The organism is Paenibacillus sinopodophylli, assembly GCF_005930355.1.
GTDB lineage: Bacteria > Bacillota > Bacilli > Paenibacillales > Paenibacillaceae > Pristimantibacillus > Pristimantibacillus sinopodophylli.
Genome location: NZ_VDBO01000002.1, coordinates 585,384 through 609,339, shown reverse-complemented (window position 1 = coordinate 609,339; position 23,956 = coordinate 585,384). Strand labels below are relative to the sequence as shown.

Sequence of the window (23,956 nt, the reverse complement as noted above, 5' to 3'; positions counted from 1 at the left end):
TAGACTGTCACGTCGGAGACCAGCTGCACGGCGAATCTGCGGCTCGATCTCCTAGTTGATCTTTCGGAAGCGCTGATTCAGCGTGATTGGTTAGACACGACTCAATTCGACCAGCAAAGTTGCAGTTGACTTGCCAGTCTAATTTTTTATTTTCTTTGGATATTTACACTCGATGCGGAACATGCGTTATTAATCTAAAACTTATTTATGATAGGCTTCAAAATCTAGAATTTGAAAACTACGTAGAACCAACAACGTCGGTCTACTATTTTATTTTCTTTGTACACCTTTTCTATAAACAGGTAAGTTTTATATACAATAAATAAAAACAGGTTATTTTTATGTCGTAAATAAAAGATATAAAAGTAACCTGTTTTATGCTTAAAAAGCTTATTCTATATGGAACTGAAACAGGTCAATTTTATGTCGCTGAACAAGATCTAGCCTTACACCAACATTGAACTACTTAAATAAACGACAAGACTTTGATTAAAAAAAATGCGAGACAAAACTATTTTGATAACAGTTTCTCACGTTTTCTAGATAAACAACACGTCCTATACACCATGAATGATTTTACGGTATATCATGGTTGTCAGCACTTCGCCGTCTGACAAATCGTGCACACATTGCTCAACCTTCTCAAATCCCTTTTTATCGTAGTAAGAGTGGTTACATGTTGTATCAGTCCAAAGATATAGTGCTTTTCCTCCCTCACGACGACAGATTTCTTCCAAATGGTTTAACAAAATACTACCGCATCCTCGCTGACTGCTAATTAAAAAGCTGATTTTAAGATCACCTGGCTGCATATGCTTGGTGAGGGCCTTTGCATTTTCCGCAAAATATTCCTGGTACTCCTGTGCAATTATTTGCTCACGATTAGAAAATCGCTTGATACACTCGTCATACCAAATATCAGAGTATTCCTTATCATACGGTTCAGCTACCAACAAAAATGCTACAGGTTCAGGATCATTATAGCCATAAGAATATCCGTAGCTCACTTTATCAACTCGAACGCTGTATTCAGTAATAAAACGCTTGAATTCCTCTGTTTCATCCTTTAAAATATAACCCCAAAACGTATACGCCATACGAGTTACAATATCAATATCATTTTGTCCCGCTGCAAATATGTTTTTCATTTTTATTCTCCTTCTACTTTTTGTATGGCTCGGAAGACCGAGTATGACAATTGATTTCACCTATAGCCATACATATAATAGCGAGAACCCACCACTTTTCTCCCACCATAGTCATTCGTACTAAAATCTCGTGGATACCTCGAACCTTACAATGTTTGATTGTATAGTAGCATAAAGTAGAGGCCTTTTTTTAGATCGTCTGGTGTGTCGCATTAGTTCTGGCAATCAGACTGGCGGATCCTCTCTACGTGCTGTTTATTTGCGTGTGATGAGTTGCTGTAATTCGGTAGCCCAGAGTTCACGCGGATTCGGTTGAGCCACGATGTAGAACTCACGGTATACCTCCTGCGGCCGATAGCCTTGTCTACTGATCCAACGACGGAGTTTATTCCAGGTGGAGTCGGTGGTTTCCGAGCCGCGATGGACCGTCGTAACAGCAGATTCAAAACCGGGCAGTTCGACAACCTCGAATCCGTCTCCAGAGACTACCTCCGGTCCAACAGGGTATGCTGCGGCCACAATCAACTCGTAACCGTTACCCTCCTCATCTTCCTCATAAGTAGCTAGCGGCACGGCCCCGACACTTACTCCTGCCTCAGTAAGACTAAGGTAGAGTTGATCGAAGAGCGGTCCTAGGATCGTATCAATGTGATTGAAACTCTTTGCTTTTGCTGTAATACGGGCGACGCGCAAAGGTGGTACAGATTTAATCACCGGTTTGTGTGCGGCGTACTTCATTTTTATTTCAGATACTTCCGATTCTTCTCGTTTATATTCTTCTGTATCATCTAGCTCTTTAATGAGGTACTGAGCGGCAGCAAGAGCGTGAGTGCGAACGATATGGAGCAATTCTTCAATTGATACTGACTCGTTAGCTGCACTGCAATCGCTCCCGTCTGGACCATACCAGTAGGCCGGTGTTCCACGGTATCGCCAGTAACGACAATCAGAAATTGCAACATCGGGAACCATCTCAGGCTTGTTCCACCCCAAGCCTTTTACGGTTTCTTGCAAGATATTAGCCATCTCACTTTCTGGGTTGGAAACATCCGCCGAATCGACGCCCTCCAATTCGATGCTCGCCTCGGGATAGCGAGCGACGATTTCTCTGGCTTTCGAGAATACCACGTACGCATCGGTACCGACAGGAAGAACAACTGATACCGAGAATGTACAATCGGGAGAAATCACACTTGGCGAACTGCCGCCTTTGATCATTCCGACGTTCACCGTGATTAACGGCAAAATGTCAGCCGCACCGTCTCCTCTCAGCTCATCATATCGCTCGTGCCGAAGCGGATCGGAGATTATACCCATAATCGAAGTTGGAACCTCTATCTTGATGTCTTCTAATTCATCAAGGTCACGGATGATATCGGAGGAGATACGAATTGAGCTTTTACTTTCATTCGGATACCCCGATATGGCACCTCGCGTCGCTACCCGTACAGTGAATTGCATGTAGCCTTTCGATGCGTACGAGATTGCATCTGTTCCGGATGGCTCTGCGGTAAGGACACAGTCTGCTTCCATTTCGCTCTCAATCTGCTCGAACATATAACCGGTGCCCCGTCCATATCCGGTCTCTTCATCTGAGACGACGGTTAGCGACAACTTGCCTTTCAGTTGATCTCGTAATTGAAAAAGGTAGTTATATGCAAAGAGCATCGCTGTTACACCTGCCTTCATATCAGATGTACCGCGCCCCCACACCCGTCCGTCTGCGATCTTTCCGCTCCATGGATCGTCATTCCACCCCGGCTCATCACCAGCAGGCAGCACATCCAGATGCCCATTGAACATCAGATGCCGACCCTCACTTGGCATCTGCACCGAAGAAATAATATTCGGCATGGTTTCTTCAGCGTTGACTTCTTTGTATGAAAGCCCTTCGTTGTTGAGGTAGCTCTTGACCAACTCCATTGCTTCTCGTGTATCACCCGGAGGGCTCGGAGTCTCGCACTGGACGAGACTAGAGAAAAAGTCGACGATTCTCTCCTTGTCACGCTCGACCCAATCCATGATTTGATGACGAACCTGCTTTAACTGATAGGTGTACTTTTTTTGATCCATATCCTTGTCTCCTTTTAGTGATCTATACTTTGCGATACTGAGAAAGCCCTAAACATGTAGGTGTTTCATAAACCAAATGACAACTGTCTGGACTAGTGTTAGCATAAGGCATGGAGTTACTCCACAGTAAAGGGGGAGTTTTTACTTTTGAACAGAGAACATCTAAAAACGTTTTATACCGGTGAATTTGCCAAGCAGTTTGGAATCAAAAAAGACACTTTGCTTTACTATGATAAAATCGAGCTGTTCCAGCCGGCTGGAATAAGTGATAATGGCTACAGATTTTACACGATGCAGCAGCTTGATACATTTTGGGCAATTCAGTCCCTTCGAGCGTTAAACTTCCCTATTAAAGAACTGAAGAACTATTTCAGCTCACCATCAACTGAGAAGCTATCAAAACTTGCAGAAGACCAACTTTTAAAAGTAGAAGAGGAAATCAAAAAACTGCAGGAAATTCATTGGTTACTTTCTAAGATAAAGTACACATCGGAAGAAATTGATAAAGCTGCCTTTGGGGAAGTTTTGATCGAAGAGTTGTCTGAGGAACCGTTAATTTACAGTGAATCGAACCCAGGTATCACTTCAAATGAGGAATGGACATACGAATACGAAGTATTTTTGGAGCAAACGGGTTTAAAAGGTATTGCGTATATTGGCTCTGTAATTGCCAAGGAGGATATTATGGAGGGTAGATTTAGCAAGGTTGATCGTTTATTTACCCGTATAGAAAACCCAAATTCAGTATTAAAATCAGCAGGTCTTTATGCAATTCTATATCACAAAGGTAGCTATGATAGCATACCGGAAGTCTATCCGTTCATACTAAATCAAATTAATAATCGCGGTTTTCGTGTTTCCGGAAATGCATTTGAAGAGTATCTAGTCGATTCAATGGCAGCCAATAACGAAGATGACTTTATCACGAAAATCAGCCTTGCAATAGAGTAGTTGTTTTTATTGAGGTCATTCCCATTCAACGTTAATATTCTATCTCTATTAGCCAAGTCGGGATTTGAACTTTCCATATCGACCATTTGGCCAGAACATAGAAAAGATGATACACGCAGCTTATCCGACTATTGGAACGATAAATATACACAAAGAAACTCCTGATGCTATTAGGAAAGCTAGCTATTCTTAAGGATCTAAAAAACGGGATCAAAAGCAAAGAACTCGTCCTAAAATAAAACCTCTCTATAGGAACGGTAGCAAAAATCAATAAAAAAAGTAAATTAGATGATGAACATCATGAGTGAGTGGTTAGGATTTGATTCATGGGATAGTTACATACTTCAAAAGAAAAAACCGCACTTCCCCTTGAGAGAAGTGCGGGTGGTCCGACATGATCTATTGATGCTAGTGGGCTGCTCCAGTACGAGTCTGTATTTCGTCCTGCTCCTCCATCAGTAAACCGCGACAGATTGCTACCCCAAGTCAATAAAGGATAAGCTAAATTGAAGTTAAATCTACTATCCTTTATCAAAATGTCCTTTATGCAAATCGCTCAGCAGATGCGTGAGTACGATCTTTTTAGCAAGCCACATGAGCACCATGCCACTGTCAATCCCTTCTGATTCATCAAAGCACTCAATTTTCAAACGCAGCTCTTCAGCCTTGCCTTCAAGATGTACGATAAGTTTTTGACGGTCAATGCTCAATACTCACACCTTCAATATCGCGAATCACAAACCATTCGCCATCGACCATGAAACGCCCGTTGAGCTGATCAACCCGATCAATAATTCCGATAACCTCCAACTCCTCAGTCGGATGAAACATCTGCAGCTTAATCTCCTGTCGGTTGTTAAGCGAAGCATCAAAGAGCTGCGAGATAATTGTGCATTCCTGCTCATCCAATTCCGTACGCTGCCGCTTTTGCTTTTCAACAAACAGCTTATTAATGGCAACCTTATTTTCAGGCAGCATCATACGAGATGATTCCCAAAGACCATTTCCAGTTAGTTTTTTTTTCATTTATAATGCCCTCCGATTTTTGAATTCCTGTCCTTTGCTTGACCAGCGCTGGTTAATGAGCTAGCTCTAAGTATGGATACCTCTCCAAATCGATCCTTAATGTCGTCCATGACCTTATCCACTGCTCTTTTCTTCTCGAAGTCATCAAACATTGTAAGTTGATAAGTGTCAGCACTGGTTAGATTAGAAATGGCAACACTTAATCTTCGTACAGGCATTCTATCCCAATGAGCATAAAACAATTTTTTAATGGCAGAGAATACATCTACTGTGACGTTTGTAGGATCACTAAGCTTCATTTGCCTGCTGAATCCAGTTGGATTATCCCAATCCGCGCCCGAGAGACCCATTGAAACTACAGAGCCCATTAAGCCTTTTTCTCTAGTTCTCCTGCAAATCTGAGAACACAAATCAAGCAACACCACTTCAACTTCCCATGCCTCCCTGTAGTCTTTAGGAAGCGTCATACCGTTGCCAATTACCTTTTGTTGGCTATGTGTGCTTGGAGTTACTGGCGAGTCATCAATACCGTTAGCAACTCTCCAAATGACCTGGCCATTTACCCCCCACTTACTCAATCTCTTAATTGGGGTATTGGCTAGATCGCCAATTGTTCTGATTCCCAATTTTAAAAGATGCTTCTCCATGCGTGAACCAATGCCCCACATATCACGTATTGGATTATTCCAGATATGTTGATCTAACTCATCTTTTTTGAGATAAAATATACCGTTAGCATTTTTCTTGGCGATCATGTCGCAGCACAGCTTTGCAATCACCTTGTTTTCACCAATTCCAGCTCTTGCATATACTCCTGTTTCAGACATGATTCTTGTTTGAATAAGTTTAGCCATCTCAGTTATTGAGTTTCCAAACAAGTGCAGTGAACCTGAACAATCAATAAACAATTCATCAATACTGTACGATTCTACAAGGTCACTGTACGTCTCCAAAATGCTTGTAATCTGCATGGAAACTTTGATGTATTGCTCCATGTGTGGTCGAATAATTACCAAGTCGGGACATTTTTTTAGAGCTTGCCACAATGCTTCAGCAGTTGTTACACCAAACTTTTTCGCAAGTGGACATGCTGCCAAAATAATACCCGATCTTCTCTCTGGATCGCCTGCCACTACAAGAGGTTTGTTTTTATATTCAGGGAAGTTTGCTTTCTCAACGGATGCATAGAAGGATTGCATGTCGATAAGCATAATGGATCGTTTGCTTGTCTTAGTCATATTAATTCCTCCAAACAAGAACACATGTTCCTATTATATTCGGATTTGAGCTTTTTATTCAAGATAAAAAAAATGACATATACATCGGCTTATATCTACGTTATGAAAAAGAGTATTGCAACAGGTAAAGAACAAAGAAAATTAATCCCAAAAGAAAACATTCGTAAAAATAATACTTTATACTAATAGAAAACCAATAATCTGAACGACCAAATGAGGCGAGAGGATGATGATTATCATGAAGATTTATTATGAAGATGTTCTAGTTGGCGAAGTTTTAACAAACCGCTCAATGACTGTCACTGAAGCTCTGGCTGCGATTGGCTTTGACGAAGAAGCCTTCCTTACTACACAAGGTTGGGATGATATTGACTACAATGAGTTTCGTTTAGACAACTCATAAAAATAATAGCGTTTAGAATGCAGTATACAACAAATCATTAATGAAACATTTAGTGAATTGCGTATAAGTGAGTGGGTAGGATCTGATTTGAGGAATGGCTAGATACTTTTTTTAAAAAAACCACACTTCTCTAGAGAAGTGTGGTTTTTGATTAGGCGATATTCCAATCTCAACTCCCCTCATACACTTCAGTAGAGACTCCGACCGCCATTTTCTATAAGGTTTTATACTCTTTCGTTTCCTCGTCCTGGTACCGGATCTCTGTAGATCCACAAAGTGGCTCAGACCAATCTAACGGGCAGAAACAGGAATCATCATCGGATACACCTTCGAAGCAAATGTTACCGTCATCGTCCAGCACCTGGAACGCGTGAGTCCCTTCCGCATAACGGAACGGATCTTCGCAAGTACATTTAAATATCATGCCGGTCTTGTTCCAGGCTATCTCGTCTGCAGCAGTATGAACGTTATCCTTCGTAATTTTAAAACCCATAAACCAACCATCCTCCTATTCTCTTTCGTACTCTCCTCTTGCCGCTGATTGATAACATTTATTTTGCCAGTGTCCTGCCCTGTCGTAGCAATATGAAGTCGTAACTCTTGGCGCCATCGCGTCTCATCCCATGTTCTTCGATATTCAAGATTGCTCATAACCGCAAATCAGATCATGCATCTCTTCAATGACTGATTCGTTTTCGCCTTCTTGGAGCATGGAGACCCATTTATCCAACTGCTCGAACCATTCCTTGTTCATCTTCTCTAGCAATCTAATCCCTCCTATGTTCTTGAATATTCAGCGAATGTTCGTGATTAAACGGACTTAACTTGATTGCTACATTCATTACAAAATATTTTGAGTTTACCATTACGGTCAACCGTTATTTCCACATCACCAATATCAAGGTGTTCCGCTGCCTCGATATCGTTAGATGCTCCGCATTCACATTGAATTTTAAACATTCCCTTTCCTCCTCATGTTCTTTAATATTCAAACCTGCACTACGTCCGGACGGAACATTCGCGCTTCGCCGTTGTCGAAAGTCACGTCATCGCCGTATTTGCAAATTGCCGTGATAGTATGAGGTACATTGGTGCTGAATCCCGCGTTGCTGCTTCCACTGCCACTCCTTGTTATCATAACTACATCACCAACCTTAGCGCCTAGTCGCTTTAAGCCTTCCTCTCGGCCTTGGTCGTCATAATGCTTTTCATCGATTTGCGTAGACAGAATGCGTTGCTCGCCATTCGGCGTAACAATGAGATATAAGTCGGGGCTATTACCCGTATGATGGATGTCAAAGTAAACTCGAGCGCCCGCAAGCTCCTGACCGAAAAGATTGTGATTTGGGTCGGTCACTTTCACTGTTTTTTTGTATTTAGACATTATGAAATTCCTCCCATGTATTTGAGTATTCAGACGGTTTTTATATTGACAATAATTGGACGAATAGAGTAAATTAAATTTAGCGTAGCAATAACTTTTACAGACTCACTACAACCCTTCGGGACCGATGCTAATCGCCCAGCGAGGACTGCCGTTTTCTTCAGCGGTAAAGTTCTTCCCCGCTAAGGAGGTGTTGTCTGCATGGAGATTAAATTTAAAATGCAGCCGAAAGTTGCGCTTGCAATTATTGCTGTTATTGCAGGAATCTTCCTCCGTTAAGGAGGATTTTTCTTTTCTACATCATGTATTTCATTATTCACGCTCGTTCGTTAGCGTAGTGTTCGCACAACTCCGCTTCATCATCGGCCCATTGTTCGCATGGCTCCATACATTCATTACACATTTTCATATTCGGATCGGCCCCCTGATGTAATTTAATACATTTTCGAGTTAGATCTTGATTTGAACTTCGAACTTCTCGTAGGTGCTGTCCTGATCGTACTGAGAAAAGAACTCTAACATTAATCTTTGGCCGAAGAAACTCTTGCCACTACCGCCGCTCTCTGGCTGACCTACCGCTTTTCCCTGTTCAACCAATTTCTCAATAACCGCCTGTTTTTCTCCATTAGAAGATTCGTTGACTTGTGGCATAGCCTCTTTTAACACGTAATAGATTTTGCTGTAGAGAATGTCATTCATTAAGTAGATCTCTCCTTCACTGTGGAACCTCCTTAGATTTCTTACTTACTATCTACTCGAACTATCTCTTTATGCCCCCTATATTAATTACATCGATAATTGAAGTTGTCCGATCTGCTCGGTATATCGTTCAAAAGTAAGTCTATTCCTCGATCCGATGCAGTGCTCTGGAAGATTCGCTCGAACAAGTACATTAGTGAATTGCGGCGGTACTGAATTTCCGCATCTTGCAACTTGGGCAGCTTTAGTCACTGGTCTACCATTAACGTTATAACCATTAATGATGTAGTTTTTCGGAAAACCTTGTGCCGTGTAGAGTTCGTGAGGCTCCAACATCCTCATTCCAATATCTACGATTTCGTAAAGTACACCATCCACCTTTACTAAAACAAGTCCGAATCGCTCATGAGTCGTTACGGTGCCAAGTGGGTTATGGAGATCCTGTCCCACGCTGCTGCCATAGTAGGCAGTCAAAAATGCATAAACGAGTCCATGATGATTACCGCCTGCAGTTATCGTGTGTAAAGGTGTATCTATACATTGACCGGTATTCTGACCTCTAAATTTGACCAGGTTAGCTGCTACTAGACCATATCTATTGCTTGTGTCCTGCGTCAGTAATGGTTGTCCCAGTGATTGGCCGCGAATACCATTACCTGTCGTCTCCGTGTGGTACTGAGTCAAGAATGCTGTTACTAGCGCATTGTGATCTGTCGTTGTAATCGTTGACAGAGGATCGGTAATCAAGTTACCTGGTCCATTGTCATTACCGCCGTCATGTTTGACTAACGTTGGCACAACGAGTGCATGTTCTGCCTTCGTCATGATCGTCGTCAATGGCTGATCGATGCGGTATTGCATACCATCTCCACCGAATCCAGATTGCGTGAACCGAATAATAAACGGTTCCGGATTGTTAACGACAAATTTCATAACACCCCTTGCAATACGGCGCTTCGTATTATCAGCAAGTTCTTTCTTACGACCAAAGATGCTTGAAACAGGGATTGACCAGTCGATGCATTCTGCGGCTGTTCTCCACGGCAGACGCTTTCCAGCCATGACCTCCGTAGCATCCGGAGCACCGTGCGTTGGCTCTGGCCAGACAATCTGGCGACCATCACTACGAGCGATCAAGAAAAACCGTTTACGAATTGTAGGTGCTCCGTAGTCACAGGCTCTAAGTTCGCGCCATTCTACCTCATACCCCTGCCGACGAAGCGCATTTACAAATGTTCGAAAGGTTCTACCTGATTGTGATTTAATCGGCTGCCCCTCTTTATCCAGCGGCCCCCAAGTCCGAAACTCCTCCACATTCTCCAGCATAATAACCCGTGGTTTCCTAATTGCCGCCCATCTTAAAGCTATCCATGCAAGTCCTCGTATTTTCTTTTCGCGTGGCTTGCCTCCGCGGGCTTTGGAATGATGAGTGCAGTCAGGAGAAAGCCACAACAATCCGATGCGCTTGTCCGGATACACTGTTCGAGGGTCTACCTCCCAAACATCCTCACAGTAATGCCGAGTCAGCGGGTGATTAACCGTATGCATGGCTACAGCTGCAGGTTCATGATTAATCGCTACTTCTACAGATCGACCTGTCGCCATCTCGTAGCCGGTACTGGCCCCACCACCTCCAGCAAAGTTGTCTACGGTAATTTCATCACGCCAATACTCACTATCCGAGTTGAGGGTCTTGATCCAGTGGCGGCGGTTTTCACCAACTGCCATATTCAGAGCCTGTTGTCGTCTCCACTTACGCCGTCTATTCAATTTTCTTTCACCACCCTATTGATCGTATTGTCACGGTTTTTGGATCGCTGTATGCAAGGCTTTCTACGTATCGATACTTATTTCATGATATTTCTATGACCAGTCTGTACTTACATATAGGCGTATGTCTTTTATGTTTCTTTTCGCCGAATACTTTCAACAGATGAACTGAGTTCCAGCTTCTCAAAATCTTCTTCTGTTACCCATATTTCATTTAAACCACCGTATACCCAAGTAACTACAACTAAAAACGTTTGATCCATCAAATACACCGCCTATTCCTTATCTTTAATATCTGATGTATTTCGTGGTCGGGTATATGATTGTTAAGCCACGCTTTTACATTCTCGTTCACCGATATATACCACCCTTCTCATTCAATTGGACGCTGACTATTCAGCTTTATAAACCATGAATACTGGCGTTTGACGCCTTTTCAATCGATTTCTTCTTGCAGGCCATAACATAAAACCTAAACAGACCATATTAAAAAGGATGATTGTCACCAAAACAGCTAGATTCATCTCATTCATATAAAAAACCTCCATTTGTTTTCTTAACTTGAATAATAGAAGCATTAATTCAAGTTGTAAACATGGAGGTTTTTTTGAAAATAAAAATGACGAGCAAACCGTTAAGGTCTACTCGCCATTTTTGTTTGTGTTTTCGCTCTGTAAGGATAGCCCAATGTCATGCTTCGCAATAAGTTCCCTTGCATGTGTCTCAAAGTGTTCGTTAATAAGCGTAGATAACTTCTTCTGCTCCACAGCTGCTACTTTTTCAAGTGCTGCCCACTCTACATCCGTTAAGTAAAGGGACAGAACACGCTTCCGCTTTTGCTTCTTCGGCCCGTCCTGTCTTCCAGCCCCTTTACGAGCTCCACCCCAATTAGGATTCCTTACTTTAATCTCCTGACCTTCAACGCTTTGTTTATGTTCCATGAAAATATGTCCGCCTTTTTTTAGGATCAACTACCTGCTACACTTCTCAGTTAAGTTGAGAGACCATTGCATTTGTTGACACAAGTATATCTTTTCTTTTTTCAAGTTTAAAGTCAGACATACATCATGATTACTTTTTGAGCTTTTCCATACATCCGGAGCAGCGCGGATCCGATTCTGCAAACCTGGTTAATTTATATAAGTGTTTGAAGTCCTTCTTGCATGCTGCACATATTCCACCGGCAACTAAATATATACCATTATGCACTTCAATTCCAATTGGCATGGTAAGCCTCCTATTCCTGAGCACATCAGTTAATGTTTCGTGCTTGCAAAAAGCTTACGAACATGAGCCCCTATAGAACCTTTAAACCCTAGTGAGATCGATGTCACAGTGATATTTTTTACGGTAATCTTGATAAGCCTGCAATACCTCTGCTTTTATTTCATCTGGAATATAATGCAGTGATTGCTTATCTGATACTTCCCATAGCACAATTTCATGATGGTCATACTCCTTCTGACCATCTTCAGTTTGAAAAGGTATTTTCCGACCTACGATATATTCATCTGTTAGGGTAATGGATTGAAGAGATCCTCCACCTTCCACCAACAATTCAACCAGCATACACCTACCGCCACCATCAAACGTTTCGTTTGATTTAATTCGCATAACGCCAGCTCCTTCGTGATCGATTCATTTATTTCACGTATTCGTGACTGCTGCCTACAACATAAGTGATATCATCAGAAACGCCGTAATAGCGTGGATGCTTCACTTTCACAATGGCAATGATAGCAGGACCTTTGAGAGTATCAGAGTAATAATAAGGTGGACCACTATGATAGACCTGCGGGAAGACTCCCGTTTCTACACGTTCAAACCACACGAGCTCAAATGGATCCCGCCATATTCCTCCTGGTAGCGGCTGCAGCAGTCCGTCTAGTTTAAAGGACGTCTGCATCGATTGTCTGAGTACTCGTTCTGCCTCCACGGGATCAAAGCGAATATTCCCCATCTCCAACTCTTCTTCAACAATCTGAAGGGAAGCATCATGCGTGGCCAGATCCATGCCATCCTTTAGGTTTGCTTTTAATTTCGTCTGTAAATGTTCATCCTGATTCCAAGCGCTATAAATAAAGAAGATTGGCGACAACAACAGGATCATGATTACCCATTTCATGACCGTTCCTCGATATGCTCACTCATAATGGCAATCGGATAATAGTAATCTCTTGCCTCGTCACGTCCAAACAAATTAAAAATCTGAGTTGTGCCTTGCGGATACCGCAGCGTAATCTCAATTTGCTCACCACGAGCAACTGTAGCAGTTGTACCCGTTAACTGAATCTTATCGCGATCAAAATATACCGCCGCTAATTGATCAATAATTTTGGTTTTGATCTCAGGTGTTAGCCTACCCTCCAGTGACGCTAAGTGTGCAGCTTCATATGCCTTTTTTTGCAGTACCTGGTCTTTATACTGCACAGTTCGCTCAATACCAGGCTGAAACATAAAATATAAGAAGAATGGCGACAAGATGACAAACGCAATGACTGTTTTCATAAAAAACGCCAGCATGTCCTTAGAGACATGCTGGCCACCCTCCTTTTTATGGCAGCTGTGTTGGAATAGTCACGCTGTTATTAATCGCATGTGCGCGATCCTTTTGTGTCTTTGCATCGCCAAATGTACCATCATCCGAGAATATAGTTAATCCAATCAAGACAAGAGTTGCGGCTACTAAGATAACTGTTGCAAGTGCTTTTTCCATTCGAATAATCTCCTCTGGCCCTTCAGGGCTTTTTTTAAGTCAGTGCACCTAACAAAATGTTTTTGTATGCATTCGTGGCCATGTTGACGAAATAAATAACCGATATAATAGCCATAAAAACCACTGTATACCCGATATAACCGTTCAGCTTTAAACGCTGTTTTCGGCGTTGCCTACGAAAATCTAGAAAAGTATCGTAATTCTTTTCAAGTAGATCCACTGCCATTTCTGGATTCGATTCATTGATTTTTTCAAGTAAGTCAGCTAGTGTTTTTGCCTCTTTCGTTCCCACTCGCTGTCCAAAATCTTTAAATGCTTTTGCGCCAATGACAGGTAAATCGAGTAGCAGCCGATCTAGATCAGGACGAAGCGCCTTCGTAAACACTCTAAACTCGGTTAACTTGGCAAATACACTCTGATAATGCTCATTATCCTCGGCTTGATAATCGTTGGAGAGCAACATATACAAATCAATGATTTCGTCGCCTTTGAGCTTCTGTCTCTCCTTACCGGCCATGGTCAAGAAAAGGCGTCCTGGTGCAAACGATATACCGGTGAGCGTCAACATATACAAGATCCCTGTCATGAGCATGGCCTTGAGCGGATAATACTGATAGAGCAGAAAATACAAATGTAAGAGTATGACGACTGCTATAAAAAACGAATCACGATAAAACTTGTACTGCCAAGCAGAACCACTCTTTAAAAAACCAGCGAAGGTGAATGCAGCATCGAGCTTCTCATCGCGATAGAAATCTGTCATTCTCCCACGTTGACCGACTGCAAATGAAGCAATCTGCTTCAGCAGCGGTGGTGGGCTTCTTCTCCTGACATACAGTACTTCTCGTATAAGGAACAACACAGAAACAAGCATCACGACATATGCGCTTATTTTTCCAATATGGATCAGCACCGGCTACACCTCTATTTTAGGTTTGGATAACATGAGAGACGTCACCAAGCCCACAATCACAAAAATAATGCATAACATGAGAGCCTGCAGCGTCTTTGGATCATCAAACAAAATTCTAAAAATGGCTCCTTCAAACATTTGGTTAATACCAAAAATCGAAGCAGGAACGAGCACTACGGGGAAGTACCCCATAATGATGGAGTCCATATATTCCGACTTTTCCGCTTCTACGATTCGCTTAGACTCCTGCATATCCGTATGCACCTTTTCAAGTGCTCGGCTTATATCCCGATTTTCTTTCGCTGCTTTTGTAAACAACACGCCAAGTTGTTTTGCCCAGCTGTTTCCGATTTGATAGGTAAACAATTCAACGCCTTCACGGATCGCCATTCTACCCTGCAGCTGCAGGATCGTCACCAAGCTGCTAAAAGCTCGTTTCATCGTCCCTTGCAGCTCGTCCGTTGTTTCATAAAGCGCGTAATATAAATCCCCTTGATTGTTAGGGCTCCGGTATTTAATGAGCAAGAGCTCTGAAGCTTCAATCAAGGCATAACTGTTCTCCCGCCGTATGTTGTAAAGCTTTACTCGGCGTAACCCGTACGGCAGAAGTGCGGTCAAGCCAGCTAATCCAAATGCACGATTATTCCACCAGCTTAAAAAATCTCCCCCATTAAAACCTAGCAGTAACACCACATAAACAATGACAAACAACACGATACTTAGCGTAAAGAACTGGCTAATGGTGTTTCGGTGGAAGGTCTTGCTGGTTGATCGCAGCAACAATTCAAGGTGACCAAAATTTTGCTGTTCATCGTCTTTGTGTTTCACATGCAGCGCATCCAAGTAAGTAGGTACGCTCCATGATCGAAACAATACGGATTGTACGCCACCCACCAAACCGAAGGTGCAGCCTGCGTAAGCTAACATGAGGACTGCTTTTACCAGCGTTTCAACGGATATGTCTAACTGCGCAATCATGCATCAGCCTCCTCATGGCTGCTTAATGCATATTCTACATTCGAACCGATCATTGGTTTTTGACTGGCTAACCTTGTCAACGTCGAGAAGGCTGACTTTGCATAGTCCGGTGCGGTTTCTTTCATTTTCTGTATAATCTCCGACGAGAGATCATCACAATACGTCCAACTGCTTTGCTCAGGTTCCCAGCGCATGATATCGTGGCAGCTCACTGCAAACGTATACGGATCTAATCGAATCTCGGAGACTCTCATCAGCATTTTAGATCCATCTGCTCGCTCTTTCATCACCAATGCCAAATGCAGGTTCTCCGCAACACGAATGAGTTCCTCGGTATATTGGCGGTTCGGGAACCGCTGAAGCACATTACGTGCCAATTGGCCTGCAATATTCGCAATTTTCTCCGTATGATAACTCGTCATGGATCCGCCTTTACCCTTTTCACAGGCGATAAGGAAAATTTCCGTCTCAATACTTCGAGTTTCGCCAACAATAGCAAAGGCATAATCGGAGCGAAGAACCAGGTCAAACACCTCGTCGTATTCTTCTTCCTTTTTTACGACAAACTCGACAAGCTGATCATCTTCATGAATCTCACTTAACTTTAATTCCGAATGTCCGCGCTCAATGGTAACAGCTACCTTACCCTCTCTACGTCTTTCCGCATAAATCGCCTTGATTAGCGTACTTTTACCGGACCGAACCTCACCCGAAACAATGAGATTAAGGAGAGATTGCGCAAATCCCCTGATTAGCGGCAGCGCTTCTGCAGGCATGCTGCCGGATGTAACAAAGTCTTCTAATACCGGAGCTCGCATCGTATAATTCCGAAAAATAATAGTTGGACGACGAACGCGCGGCGGAATGATGATCGTAACCCTTGTCCCATCCTCCAGATCGAGTTCAAGTTTGGGATTAAATTTGTTAATGTGCGAATACTCATCCTTCATCCGAATTTTTTCAATGATATTCTCGATAACTTCTTCCTCCGACTCATAGCTAAAGGGCTGAAGAGCTGGTTCACCAGGAATATCGAAAAAAATCTTACGTCCCATAATTCGGGCCGATTGGGATATGGGATACTTCGGATGGGTTTTCCAAACGGATACGGGACCTAAACCAAAGGTTTGCTGAAAGATGGCTTCAACAAGCGAGTGATAATAACTCGGATACTTCATGTGCTGCAGCTGGTTAATCCGGATATACTCTTCGATTTCACCCTTAAATAGCTGTACGGATTCAGATATCCCGACTACAGCCTCATGCTGCAGCATCTGCCATTTCTTGATCTCTTTATCTGAGCGCTTTTCATTTTTATCGCGAAACCATTTTTGCACTTGCTTACACAATGATTTGAAATCATCGCTCATCGCCTGCTTGCTATGCGTATGTCGGCTCGGTTGCTGAGCATCTACGGTTACGGCTGCGTCCATTTCAGATACATGGAAATCGTGTTCACGCCACTGACTCATTGCGCAGCTCTCCTTTTAAACCACGGAAGTTTCGTGGCTTCGTTACGCACTGGCCAACCAAACCGTGATTGTAATAAATCAGCCATACGCTGCAGCTGATCCATGTATTTGGGATGCTCCACTGTCGTGAGTAACCTGCGTTCCATTTCACATAATAGGCCATCATCTTTTAAGTCCGGTAGCCACCCGATCATCGGGAGTTCTAAGCTTCGTCCAATCTCCTTGGTGTCTCCCCACTGTTTCGACCATTTATTGATTAGTAACATAAAAGACATATGATCCTGTGTAACCATCTGTAGGATGGGTTTAGATCGTTGCCAGTTCAAGAGTGCCGCTGGCTGCTGAGTCGTTACAAGAATGCGTAAGTCCGCATGAAGCAGCGCCTGCAGGCAAAGATTATTATCCGGATTTGATCCTGCATCCAGAAGCACCACATCAAACGCTTCTCTTGCACAAGCAATCACATGCGCTACGGATTCGGACGTATACCGATAGCGTTTCGTCGGATCCGCATTGCCTGCCAGATAAGAAAAATGTTTCGCTTGGTTCATATGAGCCACGAGCTCAATCGGTGTCAAAATACCACCGTCTTTAATTTGGGTATACAGATCATTTAAGTAGCTCCCTGCATACGTCAGAAAAGAGTCACCAGGCGAGAAGGCATTTAGACCAATAACCGCCACTTTCCGATCCATCCGTTTACCAATGGCCTCCGCTAGAGAGAACGTACTAGCCGTCACGCCGGACTGTGACTGCGATCCAACAAGAGCAATCACTTGACCGCCTGTTTTTGCCGCTTGCGTGACACCCATGTAGCGCTGCTGGATATAGTCAACGATTTGGTTGACCGTTCGCTTCGGACGATTGACTTCAATCCGGAGTCGCTTGCATACCAGAGCTGTTTCCTCTGTGACTGCAGCATCAGCTTTATTGCTCATCAAATAAAGTAGCTTTTTATCTTGTAGGATCTCTGCTATGCCTTCAAGCTCGTGCGGCTGTACCAAGCGGTCTGATAGGAGTACAAGATCCGTTGATTTAAAGGTTTCCTTGATCAGATCCATTTGTGCCGTTTCTTGCAACGAAAATACAGCGTCCACTTGCGGAATTTGCCGTAATTGCTGACTGAGTTCTTGATCATTCCCTATGAATCCAATGTTCATGAGCCATACCCCACTATAAATTGATAACCGCTCGCCGCCTTCTCGGATAACTGTTTCAATTGATCCGGTGTTAATTGGAGCTCCAGCTTACGGCCTCGAACGGTTGCATCTACCCGTACATTGGGATTGACGTTTTCTTCAGCATTCTTGACCTCATTTGAGCCAGCATCCTTGTAGTAGGCCACCACAATGTCTTCCGCCACTTTCTCCGCTTGGGATAATAGCGGTTCAGATGCACCCGTTTCTGTATTGACCTTCTCTTCATTCGAAGGCACCGCAAAAATGGTAATGCGGTCAAGTCTACGCAAGCTGCCTGGTACGGACAAAATCCAATCATCCGGTAATTCCACGACCGTTGCTCCAGGTACACTTAGCAACGAGGTCTTGTCTACACGATTATCGGTCATTTGATCGCCTGCCTCGATGAGCTGCAGCGCTTCTTGGCCGACTAAAAAGTGAGCATCCTCCGCCGGTATCGCGCCCGATATTACGTAATCCTCTTTGATACGAACAATCATCAAATCATCCTCGGTAATCGGCTCGTGCGGAAGCAATTGCTTCGCAGCGACGACCACCGTTTTTGTGTCTACCATAACGGTCCATCTCGTATCTAAGAAATAAAGCAATACGAGCGCAGCTGTCATTCCCAATAGATAAAGCAGCAGCCGATTCACTTTTTTTAAACTTAACTTCATTTCGTTCTCCTCTCCGTTAGGAAGATTTTACTTTTTCCCACTGCGAACGCAGCTGCGCAATAGGACCCTCTGTCCCTTGCCAATAGATCGCATCTGATAATTGGCTGAGTAATCGCTCAAACTCTTGTTCTTCCTGCCCACGATTCCCCTTGTTTCCTAGAGGTATAAGCTGGACCACACGCTGACAAGCTTCTGGCAGCGTCATGACCTGACTTAATCGCTTCATCTCCAAGAGTGCCACGATATCCTGTTCAGTGAGCTGCCTACGATTGTTCTCTTTCCTCTCAAAAACGTAACCTGCTTGTTCCATCAGCGGGAACCATCGACGCAAGCTGCTGTCCGCCATTTGTAGTCGCTTTGCTACATCACTCATAGCGATCTCATTCACTTTAGTCAGCTCCAATCACTTACTGAAAATCATGTTGCTTTATGATCGCTGTTTGATTAGCAGCTATCCTGTCATTCATGCGATCAATGAGCGCTACTTTCTGCTTTTGATGAGTCCAATATCAACCGCCGCCCTCCTCGTTTCTGCTGGTGTAGCCTCTTCTCTCTAGTTACAAGCATAGCAAGGTTTTTCGTCCCATTCGTTCGCAAATCGTAAGCAAAAAGTATGATTGTTTTTCGAGGTTATCCACATTTTATTAACCGATCCCCTAAGGTTTAGCGATCACATTATAAATTGATTGATTACTTTTTTAGCAAGGAGATTGCCTAGCTTTAAACTGATCCTAGAGAATGAAAAAGCAACAGCCTAGGACGATATAAAATCGTCCTAGGCTGTCACTATTTATTGAAATTCCTCACTACGATTTAGTTTTCTCATGATTACTCGCTTACTCAGTCAGTCCATAATCGTTGATGGATTAATCCCCAGCTTCTGTTCTAATTTATTATATGTTCCTTTGTTAAGATTTGATGTATTCTAAGTCGATCATAAATATTACTCTTCAACAATGACATATCAATAAGTCTTAATTTATAAGCATTATTGACATGTCGATTATGTCAATAGCTCTTGAGTAAATATTTTCAAACAAAAGAAACCACATGGAGTTTACTTCCATGTGGTTTAATACAATACTTTATTCTATTTATCTTCTCCCCCCCCCCCAAGACAATATTGAAACTTCAAACCGTATCTTTAATTCAGCTAATTCTTTTAATACATTTGGTTCAATATCAAAATATATTTGAGCTAGATCAGATTGTAAATATAAACGAATACAAATATCTTCAAAAGATGTATTAATAATATAGTTTTTAGAATGTTTCAGTTTTGAAATAAGATTATATAGAACTGTGTTTGGAAGTTCTTCGTTTACAAGTTTCACCTCATACGTCCAAATATCTTTAGGTGCTTTGAATTTTGTTTTCTTAATTTGTTGTCCTTTTAAAATATAGTTTGTAGGATTTAAGTTTAGTCCATTAGAAATACTTTCTTTATTTAGATCATCACCCCTTATTAGTAACGAACAAGCCACTGAGGTAAAGCTCATATTGTTACATCCTCCTTATTTATCAAGAAAATCTTTAGCTATTTCCTGAAGTTCTTCCCATGTGAAGTTATCATCCCCACGTTTTCCAACCTCTTGTTTTAGATGCTCGATTAAATCACCGAACTCCCTTCTTTCATTCGCTGGATCGGCTACACTAACTTGGACAGTTAAAATAAGGGCTTGTAGAATAAAGCTATCATGCTAAGGAGCGGATCTCTACAATGCCAAAAAATCAACGACGCACGTTTACAAGCGAATTCAAAAAGCAAATGGTACAACTCTATGAAAATGGAAAAACCAGAGCAGCGATTGTGGAGGAATATGACCTCACAGGCTCTGCTTTAGACCGCTGGATCAATTAAGCTCAGACAACAGGTTCCTTCAAGGAGAAGGATAATCGCTCGCCAGAAGAGGAGGAACTGGTTGCTTTGCGAAAAGCGAACCAGCGTCTGAAAATGGAAGTGGATATTTTAAAGCAAGCCGCGCTGATCATGGGACGAAAGTAGCTATCATCGAGAACAACCGTGATAAATACTCGGTATCAGCAATGTGCGACGTCCTGCAAATCGCAAGAAGTACCTTTTATTACGATACCCAAGAAAGGGTCGCTGATAATGATGTTACTGAAGCGATTGTGGATATCTTTCTCAAGAACCGAAAAGCCTACGGCACACGTAAAATCAAAGTAAAGCTCCATGATCGCGGGTCCACCGTCTCCAGACGCCGCATTGGTCGCATCATGAAAGAACAAGGGCTCGTTTCCACTTACACGGTGGCGCAGTATAAGCCCCTTAACTCGTCCTGTAACGAAGCGAAAACAGCAAATGTTCTAAAGAGGGAGTTTGATCAAACGGAAGCTAAACGCTTCGTCGTCAGTGATTTGACGTATGTGAAGGTCCAGAACCGATGGCATTACATTTGTGTGCTGGTAGATTTGTTTAATCGAGAAATCATTGGCCAAAGTGCAGGTCCGAACAAGGACGCTGCTCTAATTACCCGTGCCTTCGCGACCGTTAAGGGTGATCTACGCGAGATTCAATGGTTTCATACCGACCGTGGTAGCGAGTTCAAAAATCACAAGATGGACGAGCTGCTGGAAACGTTTGAAATTGGTCGATCGCTTAGTATGAAAGGATGTCCCTACGACAACGCTGTGGCTGAAGCCACCTACAAGATTATGAAAACAGAGTTTGTGAACCAAATGACCTTTCAGAGTCTCCGTCATCTGGAGTCGGAATTATACGATTACGTCAACTGGTTCAACAACCATCGCATCCACGGGACTTTAGACTATATGACACCTGTTCAATATCGACACGAAGCCCTTAAAAAAGTTGTCTAATTTATTGTTGACAATCCACGCTGACATTTTCCATTTCTTTGCTATTTGTTCAATCATTTTAATGTCAGCTTTAGCAAACAACTGCAAATCAAGTTTTAAACCAAACTGTTTACCGACATTTAAGTTAGGACCTCTTAAAGTTAATAATAGCAATCCAGTTTCAACACCCGCAAAAAAATCAGGAAAGCCTGCATTTATTTGCTCCTGCATATAGCTTTTCAGGACTCTTTCCCTTAGTATAAGTTGCGTCTCTCTACTTGCACTTAAGTACAAATCATTGTCTCCAGCTAATCACATTAGGTATACGTCATCAGTTGTAATTGATTCTGAAGTTTTTTGGCAGTACTCTCCAACAAACTTTCCTTTATATTTCTCTCTTTGTCCGATATGATCCGTGTCAGGAGTAAATATTGAACCTGATTGATTGTTAGATGCACTTCCACCAGCAAAATCACAAAACCCAGCATATGAGTATTTACCATTTGCAGATTCACACCAATGTCCAGTAGGATCAATATTAGTTAAGGGATTATTATGAACATACGTATAAAGATTTTGACTTAATGGATTCTTGATCTGTCCTTCATACGTATCCTAGTTAATAAACCACTACTACTAGAACAATTAGCAGCAACCATTTTTACCAGCTACCACCATTCCATTATAGCCCCATTGCTGCTAGGCAGTATAGCTTTCATCGTCTGCCAACACTCGATTTAGCTTGTACCCATCCTTGAAACCCTGTACATAGGCTGCTTTTGCCAAGTGTTCGCGCTGCTCGTTTACCGTTTCATCTAGCAAAAACAACTACTCTTTTAATTCCTTTGGCATTTCGCGCCACAACTTGCTATAATACACACTACTTGATTTGGCTAACTTACTGTAATTGGGATGGTTTTCCAGCGCCTTTCCTATGGTTTCAATACGGCTTTGAATATGTACGTCAAATAAGTCCTGCATTTCATGCTCCCCTTTTTGCTGGTATTTGGTAGGCTGCTTTGGTTTTCATCAAGTAGTAGATGACGTTAACCAATTTACGCATAATACAGACAATCGCTTGCTGCTTGGTTTTTCCTGCCGCCATTTTTTTGCTCGTAATAGGCGTGGAAGTAGGGGTTACGCGGCTCTTTTTTGCCGCGCGTTACCGCTATTTGCCTTATGGCTAAGGCTTTTATTATCCCGTGAAGCTCCCGATTGCCCTGTTTGTTTTTGTAATAGCCCACCTTATTGCCCGAGCCTCTCAGTATCGGCGCAATTCCGGCAAACATAGCCAATTTGTCAGCTGTAGCAAAACGATAAATATCCCCGATCTCTGCCACCAATTCTGCTGCCGTTACAAGGTCTATGCCTGTCATCGTTTCCAGTTGAAACCCAAGCTGCTTCATTAGCTCCCCAATTTGCACCTCAATTCGATGTAGCTCCCGATGGATAAATCGGATATTGCGTACTAATCCGCGTACAATAAAATCACGTTTCTCCTGAAAGTCGCGGGTCGTATCGCCATCAGCGGCAATTAAGGACAATACTTGCTCCGCTTTCTTCGTGGACAGGGCATAATGACTTAACTGAACTGCCGTAGGTATTGGGCTAGCTCCTCCACGTTCACACCTGCTAATCGGGCTGGAGAAGGGTATTTATGCCAAAAAGCCAATGCTGTTTTGCCATCCACCTCCGAGAAAAACTTCTTGTAGCTGGGATAGTGGTAGCCAAGTTGCTGGTGCAGCCGTTTTCCCATGTCAGATAAGCTTTTGGCTTGCCATTTGCGTTGGGTCACAAGCTGGCTAATGGCCCAATATAGGTCAATGGGTTTGGCATCGGGTAGGCTTTGCAACTCATCCCGCAATACTTTTGCCACGCATTCCGCGTCCCATGCGTCAGACTTTTGCACGGTAACATGGCTTTTACGTCTCGCGTTCGCTAGCTTGGCGTTCACTTCCTTTACCCAACAGCCCTTTAAAAGATACTTTTTAGTATTATTAAATATAATACTTTTTTATTCATTACCCATTGATCTGCCATTGTCTACACTCAAGTAGAGGTGTTGTCTGTGGCAGATATTTGTAGTTTGGTAGGTTCCAACATCCGCGATTGCCGGAAAGCTAAGGGACTTTCACAAAACCAGCTTGCCGAGTTGTGCGGCTTTCATTATTCTTATATTGGCGGCGTAGAACGAGGAGAACGTAATATTTCTCTAGAGAATTTAGCCAAAATCGCTACCGCGTTGGAACTGGAACCTAAAGTATTCTTTGAATTTGATATTCCCTTTCATCAGCCTGCATCTAGTGAAAAGGATGCGGCAATTAAAGAAGTCCTTACAATTTTTCAGGCAAAAGACGTTCGGCACATTCAAATGACGAAAAAGCTGCTTGTGGAAATCTTCAAAACGTTTCCTCACCAATAACAAAAACAGGTCGGTTACCGGCCTGTTTTTTGCTTGTCGTATCTTTGCTTGTGTCTAATGTCCATATCCCCTGAAAAGAAAAACCACA

General features: G+C 42.7%; 29 protein-coding genes and 2 pseudogenes. 4 read left to right on the top strand and 27 right to left on the bottom strand.

Annotation, left to right across the window (positions count from 1 at the left end; all coding sequences use genetic code 11):
* Window positions 1-557 precede the first annotated feature (557 nt).
* Window positions 558-1,148, bottom strand: a complete 591-nt coding sequence (locus FGT79_RS14825) for a GNAT family N-acetyltransferase (RefSeq protein ID WP_138753562.1) — start codon at window positions 1,146-1,148, stop codon at window positions 558-560.
* 255 nt (window positions 1,149-1,403) lie between these two features.
* Window positions 1,404-3,002: a M20/M25/M40 family metallo-hydrolase gene (locus FGT79_RS14820; RefSeq protein ID WP_171056252.1), complete on the bottom strand. Its 1,599-nt coding sequence runs from the start codon at window positions 3,000-3,002 to the stop codon at window positions 1,404-1,406.
* A 366-nt stretch (window positions 3,003-3,368) separates the two neighbouring features.
* Between FGT79_RS14820 and FGT79_RS14815 the strand changes: the two genes are divergently transcribed.
* The gene (locus tag FGT79_RS14815; RefSeq protein WP_138753560.1) at window positions 3,369-4,172 is read left to right on the top strand and encodes a MerR family transcriptional regulator; all 804 of its coding nucleotides are present in this window, start codon (window positions 3,369-3,371) and stop codon (window positions 4,170-4,172) included.
* A 521-nt stretch (window positions 4,173-4,693) separates the two neighbouring features.
* Here the strand turns inward: FGT79_RS14815 and FGT79_RS14810 are convergent.
* The 3 genes from FGT79_RS14810 to FGT79_RS14800 are packed head-to-tail and all read right to left on the bottom strand — an operon-like array spanning window position 4,694 to window position 6,436.
* Window positions 4,694-4,882, bottom strand: a complete 189-nt coding sequence (locus FGT79_RS14810; RefSeq protein WP_138753559.1) for a hypothetical protein — start codon at window positions 4,880-4,882, stop codon at window positions 4,694-4,696.
* On the bottom strand, window positions 4,872-5,198 hold the full coding sequence (locus FGT79_RS14805; RefSeq protein WP_138753558.1) for a YolD-like family protein: 327 nt from the start codon (window positions 5,196-5,198) through the stop codon (window positions 4,872-4,874). The genes FGT79_RS14810 and FGT79_RS14805 overlap by 11 nt, the downstream gene beginning before the upstream one ends.
* Window positions 5,195-6,436 (bottom strand): DNA polymerase IV, encoded by a 1,242-nt coding sequence (locus FGT79_RS14800; RefSeq protein WP_138753557.1) that lies wholly within the window; start codon window positions 6,434-6,436, stop codon window positions 5,195-5,197. Before FGT79_RS14800 ends, FGT79_RS14805 begins: the two co-directional genes overlap by 4 nt.
* A gap of 226 nt (window positions 6,437-6,662) precedes the next feature.
* Here FGT79_RS14800 and FGT79_RS31220 point away from each other — a divergent pair, with 226 nt between their 5' ends.
* Complete coding sequence (locus tag FGT79_RS31220) at window positions 6,663-6,839, top strand: hypothetical protein (RefSeq protein WP_171056251.1); 177 nt, start codon at window positions 6,663-6,665, stop codon at window positions 6,837-6,839.
* Between the two features lie 214 nt (window positions 6,840-7,053).
* Here the strand turns inward: FGT79_RS31220 and FGT79_RS14795 are convergent, their stop codons facing one another.
* The 20 genes from FGT79_RS14795 to FGT79_RS14725 all read right to left on the bottom strand — a co-directional run bounded on the left by FGT79_RS14795 (window position 7,054) and on the right by FGT79_RS14725 (window position 20,125).
* Window positions 7,054-7,332, bottom strand: a complete 279-nt coding sequence (locus FGT79_RS14795; RefSeq protein WP_138753556.1) for a hypothetical protein — start codon at window positions 7,330-7,332, stop codon at window positions 7,054-7,056.
* A gap of 144 nt (window positions 7,333-7,476) precedes the next feature.
* Complete coding sequence (locus FGT79_RS32260; protein ID WP_281285953.1) at window positions 7,477-7,605, bottom strand: hypothetical protein; 129 nt, start codon at window positions 7,603-7,605, stop codon at window positions 7,477-7,479.
* A gap of 44 nt (window positions 7,606-7,649) precedes the next feature.
* Complete coding sequence (locus FGT79_RS31215; RefSeq protein WP_171056250.1) at window positions 7,650-7,799, bottom strand: hypothetical protein; 150 nt, start codon at window positions 7,797-7,799, stop codon at window positions 7,650-7,652.
* 28 nt (window positions 7,800-7,827) lie between these two features.
* Window positions 7,828-8,223 (bottom strand): hypothetical protein, encoded by a 396-nt coding sequence (locus FGT79_RS14790; RefSeq protein WP_138753555.1) that lies wholly within the window; start codon window positions 8,221-8,223, stop codon window positions 7,828-7,830.
* A 450-nt stretch (window positions 8,224-8,673) separates the two neighbouring features.
* On the bottom strand, window positions 8,674-8,922 hold the full coding sequence (locus tag FGT79_RS14785) for a hypothetical protein (protein ID WP_138753554.1): 249 nt from the start codon (window positions 8,920-8,922) through the stop codon (window positions 8,674-8,676).
* Between the two features lie 87 nt (window positions 8,923-9,009).
* A complete protein-coding gene (locus FGT79_RS14780) occupies window positions 9,010-10,650 on the bottom strand; it encodes a DNA cytosine methyltransferase (protein ID WP_138753651.1) in 1,641 nt (546 codons plus the stop codon).
* Window positions 10,651-10,823: 173 nt separating this feature from the next.
* Entirely contained in the window at window positions 10,824-10,955 is a 132-nt protein-coding gene (locus FGT79_RS32255; protein ID WP_281285952.1) for a hypothetical protein, read from the bottom strand.
* 378 nt (window positions 10,956-11,333) lie between these two features.
* Window positions 11,334-11,633 carry a hypothetical protein gene (locus tag FGT79_RS14775; protein WP_138753553.1) on the bottom strand — a complete coding sequence of 100 codons (300 nt, stop codon included), beginning with the start codon at window positions 11,631-11,633 and terminating at the stop codon, window positions 11,334-11,336.
* A gap of 130 nt (window positions 11,634-11,763) precedes the next feature.
* On the bottom strand, window positions 11,764-11,919 hold the full coding sequence (locus tag FGT79_RS31210; RefSeq protein WP_171056249.1) for a hypothetical protein: 156 nt from the start codon (window positions 11,917-11,919) through the stop codon (window positions 11,764-11,766).
* A gap of 81 nt (window positions 11,920-12,000) precedes the next feature.
* On the bottom strand, window positions 12,001-12,306 hold the full coding sequence (locus tag FGT79_RS14770) for a hypothetical protein (RefSeq protein WP_138753552.1): 306 nt from the start codon (window positions 12,304-12,306) through the stop codon (window positions 12,001-12,003).
* A gap of 28 nt (window positions 12,307-12,334) precedes the next feature.
* The gene (locus FGT79_RS14765; protein WP_138753551.1) at window positions 12,335-12,817 is read right to left on the bottom strand and encodes a hypothetical protein; all 483 of its coding nucleotides are present in this window, start codon (window positions 12,815-12,817) and stop codon (window positions 12,335-12,337) included.
* Complete coding sequence (locus FGT79_RS14760; RefSeq protein WP_138753550.1) at window positions 12,814-13,200, bottom strand: hypothetical protein; 387 nt, start codon at window positions 13,198-13,200, stop codon at window positions 12,814-12,816. The genes FGT79_RS14765 and FGT79_RS14760 overlap by 4 nt, the downstream gene beginning before the upstream one ends.
* Before the next feature lie 46 nt (window positions 13,201-13,246).
* Window positions 13,247-13,408 (bottom strand): hypothetical protein, encoded by a 162-nt coding sequence (locus FGT79_RS31205; protein WP_171056248.1) that lies wholly within the window; start codon window positions 13,406-13,408, stop codon window positions 13,247-13,249.
* A 34-nt stretch (window positions 13,409-13,442) separates the two neighbouring features.
* Window positions 13,443-14,321 carry a hypothetical protein gene (locus FGT79_RS14755; protein ID WP_138753549.1) on the bottom strand — a complete coding sequence of 293 codons (879 nt, stop codon included), beginning with the start codon at window positions 14,319-14,321 and terminating at the stop codon, window positions 13,443-13,445.
* 3 nt (window positions 14,322-14,324) lie between these two features.
* Complete coding sequence (locus FGT79_RS14750; protein WP_138753548.1) at window positions 14,325-15,299, bottom strand: hypothetical protein; 975 nt, start codon at window positions 15,297-15,299, stop codon at window positions 14,325-14,327.
* Entirely contained in the window at window positions 15,296-16,771 is a 1,476-nt protein-coding gene (locus tag FGT79_RS14745) for an ATPase, T2SS/T4P/T4SS family (RefSeq protein ID WP_138753547.1), read from the bottom strand. The genes FGT79_RS14750 and FGT79_RS14745 overlap by 4 nt, the downstream gene beginning before the upstream one ends.
* A complete protein-coding gene (locus FGT79_RS14740; protein ID WP_138753546.1) occupies window positions 16,768-17,931 on the bottom strand; it encodes a CpaE/TadZ family protein in 1,164 nt (387 codons plus the stop codon). Before FGT79_RS14740 ends, FGT79_RS14745 begins: the two co-directional genes overlap by 4 nt.
* On the bottom strand, window positions 17,928-18,626 hold the full coding sequence (locus FGT79_RS14735; protein WP_138753545.1) for an SAF domain-containing protein: 699 nt from the start codon (window positions 18,624-18,626) through the stop codon (window positions 17,928-17,930). The genes FGT79_RS14740 and FGT79_RS14735 overlap by 4 nt, the downstream gene beginning before the upstream one ends.
* Window positions 18,627-18,642: 16 nt before the next feature.
* Entirely contained in the window at window positions 18,643-19,014 is a 372-nt protein-coding gene (locus FGT79_RS14730; protein WP_171056247.1) for a MerR family transcriptional regulator, read from the bottom strand.
* Between the two features lie 706 nt (window positions 19,015-19,720).
* A complete protein-coding gene (locus FGT79_RS14725) occupies window positions 19,721-20,125 on the bottom strand; it encodes a DUF4279 domain-containing protein (RefSeq protein WP_138753543.1) in 405 nt (134 codons plus the stop codon).
* Window positions 20,126-20,346: 221 nt separating this feature from the next.
* On the opposite strand from FGT79_RS14725, the pseudogene FGT79_RS14720 reads away from it, so the two are divergent.
* Window positions 20,347-21,467, top strand: a pseudogene (locus FGT79_RS14720) (IS3 family transposase).
* An 807-nt stretch (window positions 21,468-22,274) separates the two neighbouring features.
* On the opposite strand, the gene FGT79_RS31200 reads toward FGT79_RS14720, so the two are convergent.
* Both FGT79_RS31200 and FGT79_RS32560 read right to left on the bottom strand, forming a co-directional pair.
* A complete protein-coding gene (locus tag FGT79_RS31200; RefSeq protein WP_171056246.1) occupies window positions 22,275-22,427 on the bottom strand; it encodes a hypothetical protein in 153 nt (50 codons plus the stop codon).
* A gap of 1 nt (window position 22,428) precedes the next feature.
* Window positions 22,429-23,421 (bottom strand): annotated as a pseudogene (locus tag FGT79_RS32560) (IS110 family RNA-guided transposase); the annotation flags it as partial.
* A 93-nt stretch (window positions 23,422-23,514) separates the two neighbouring features.
* On the opposite strand from FGT79_RS32560, the gene FGT79_RS14710 reads away from it, so the two are divergent.
* Window positions 23,515-23,868, top strand: a complete 354-nt coding sequence (locus FGT79_RS14710) for a helix-turn-helix domain-containing protein (RefSeq protein ID WP_138753542.1) — start codon at window positions 23,515-23,517, stop codon at window positions 23,866-23,868.
* Window positions 23,869-23,956: the final 88 nt, after the last annotated feature.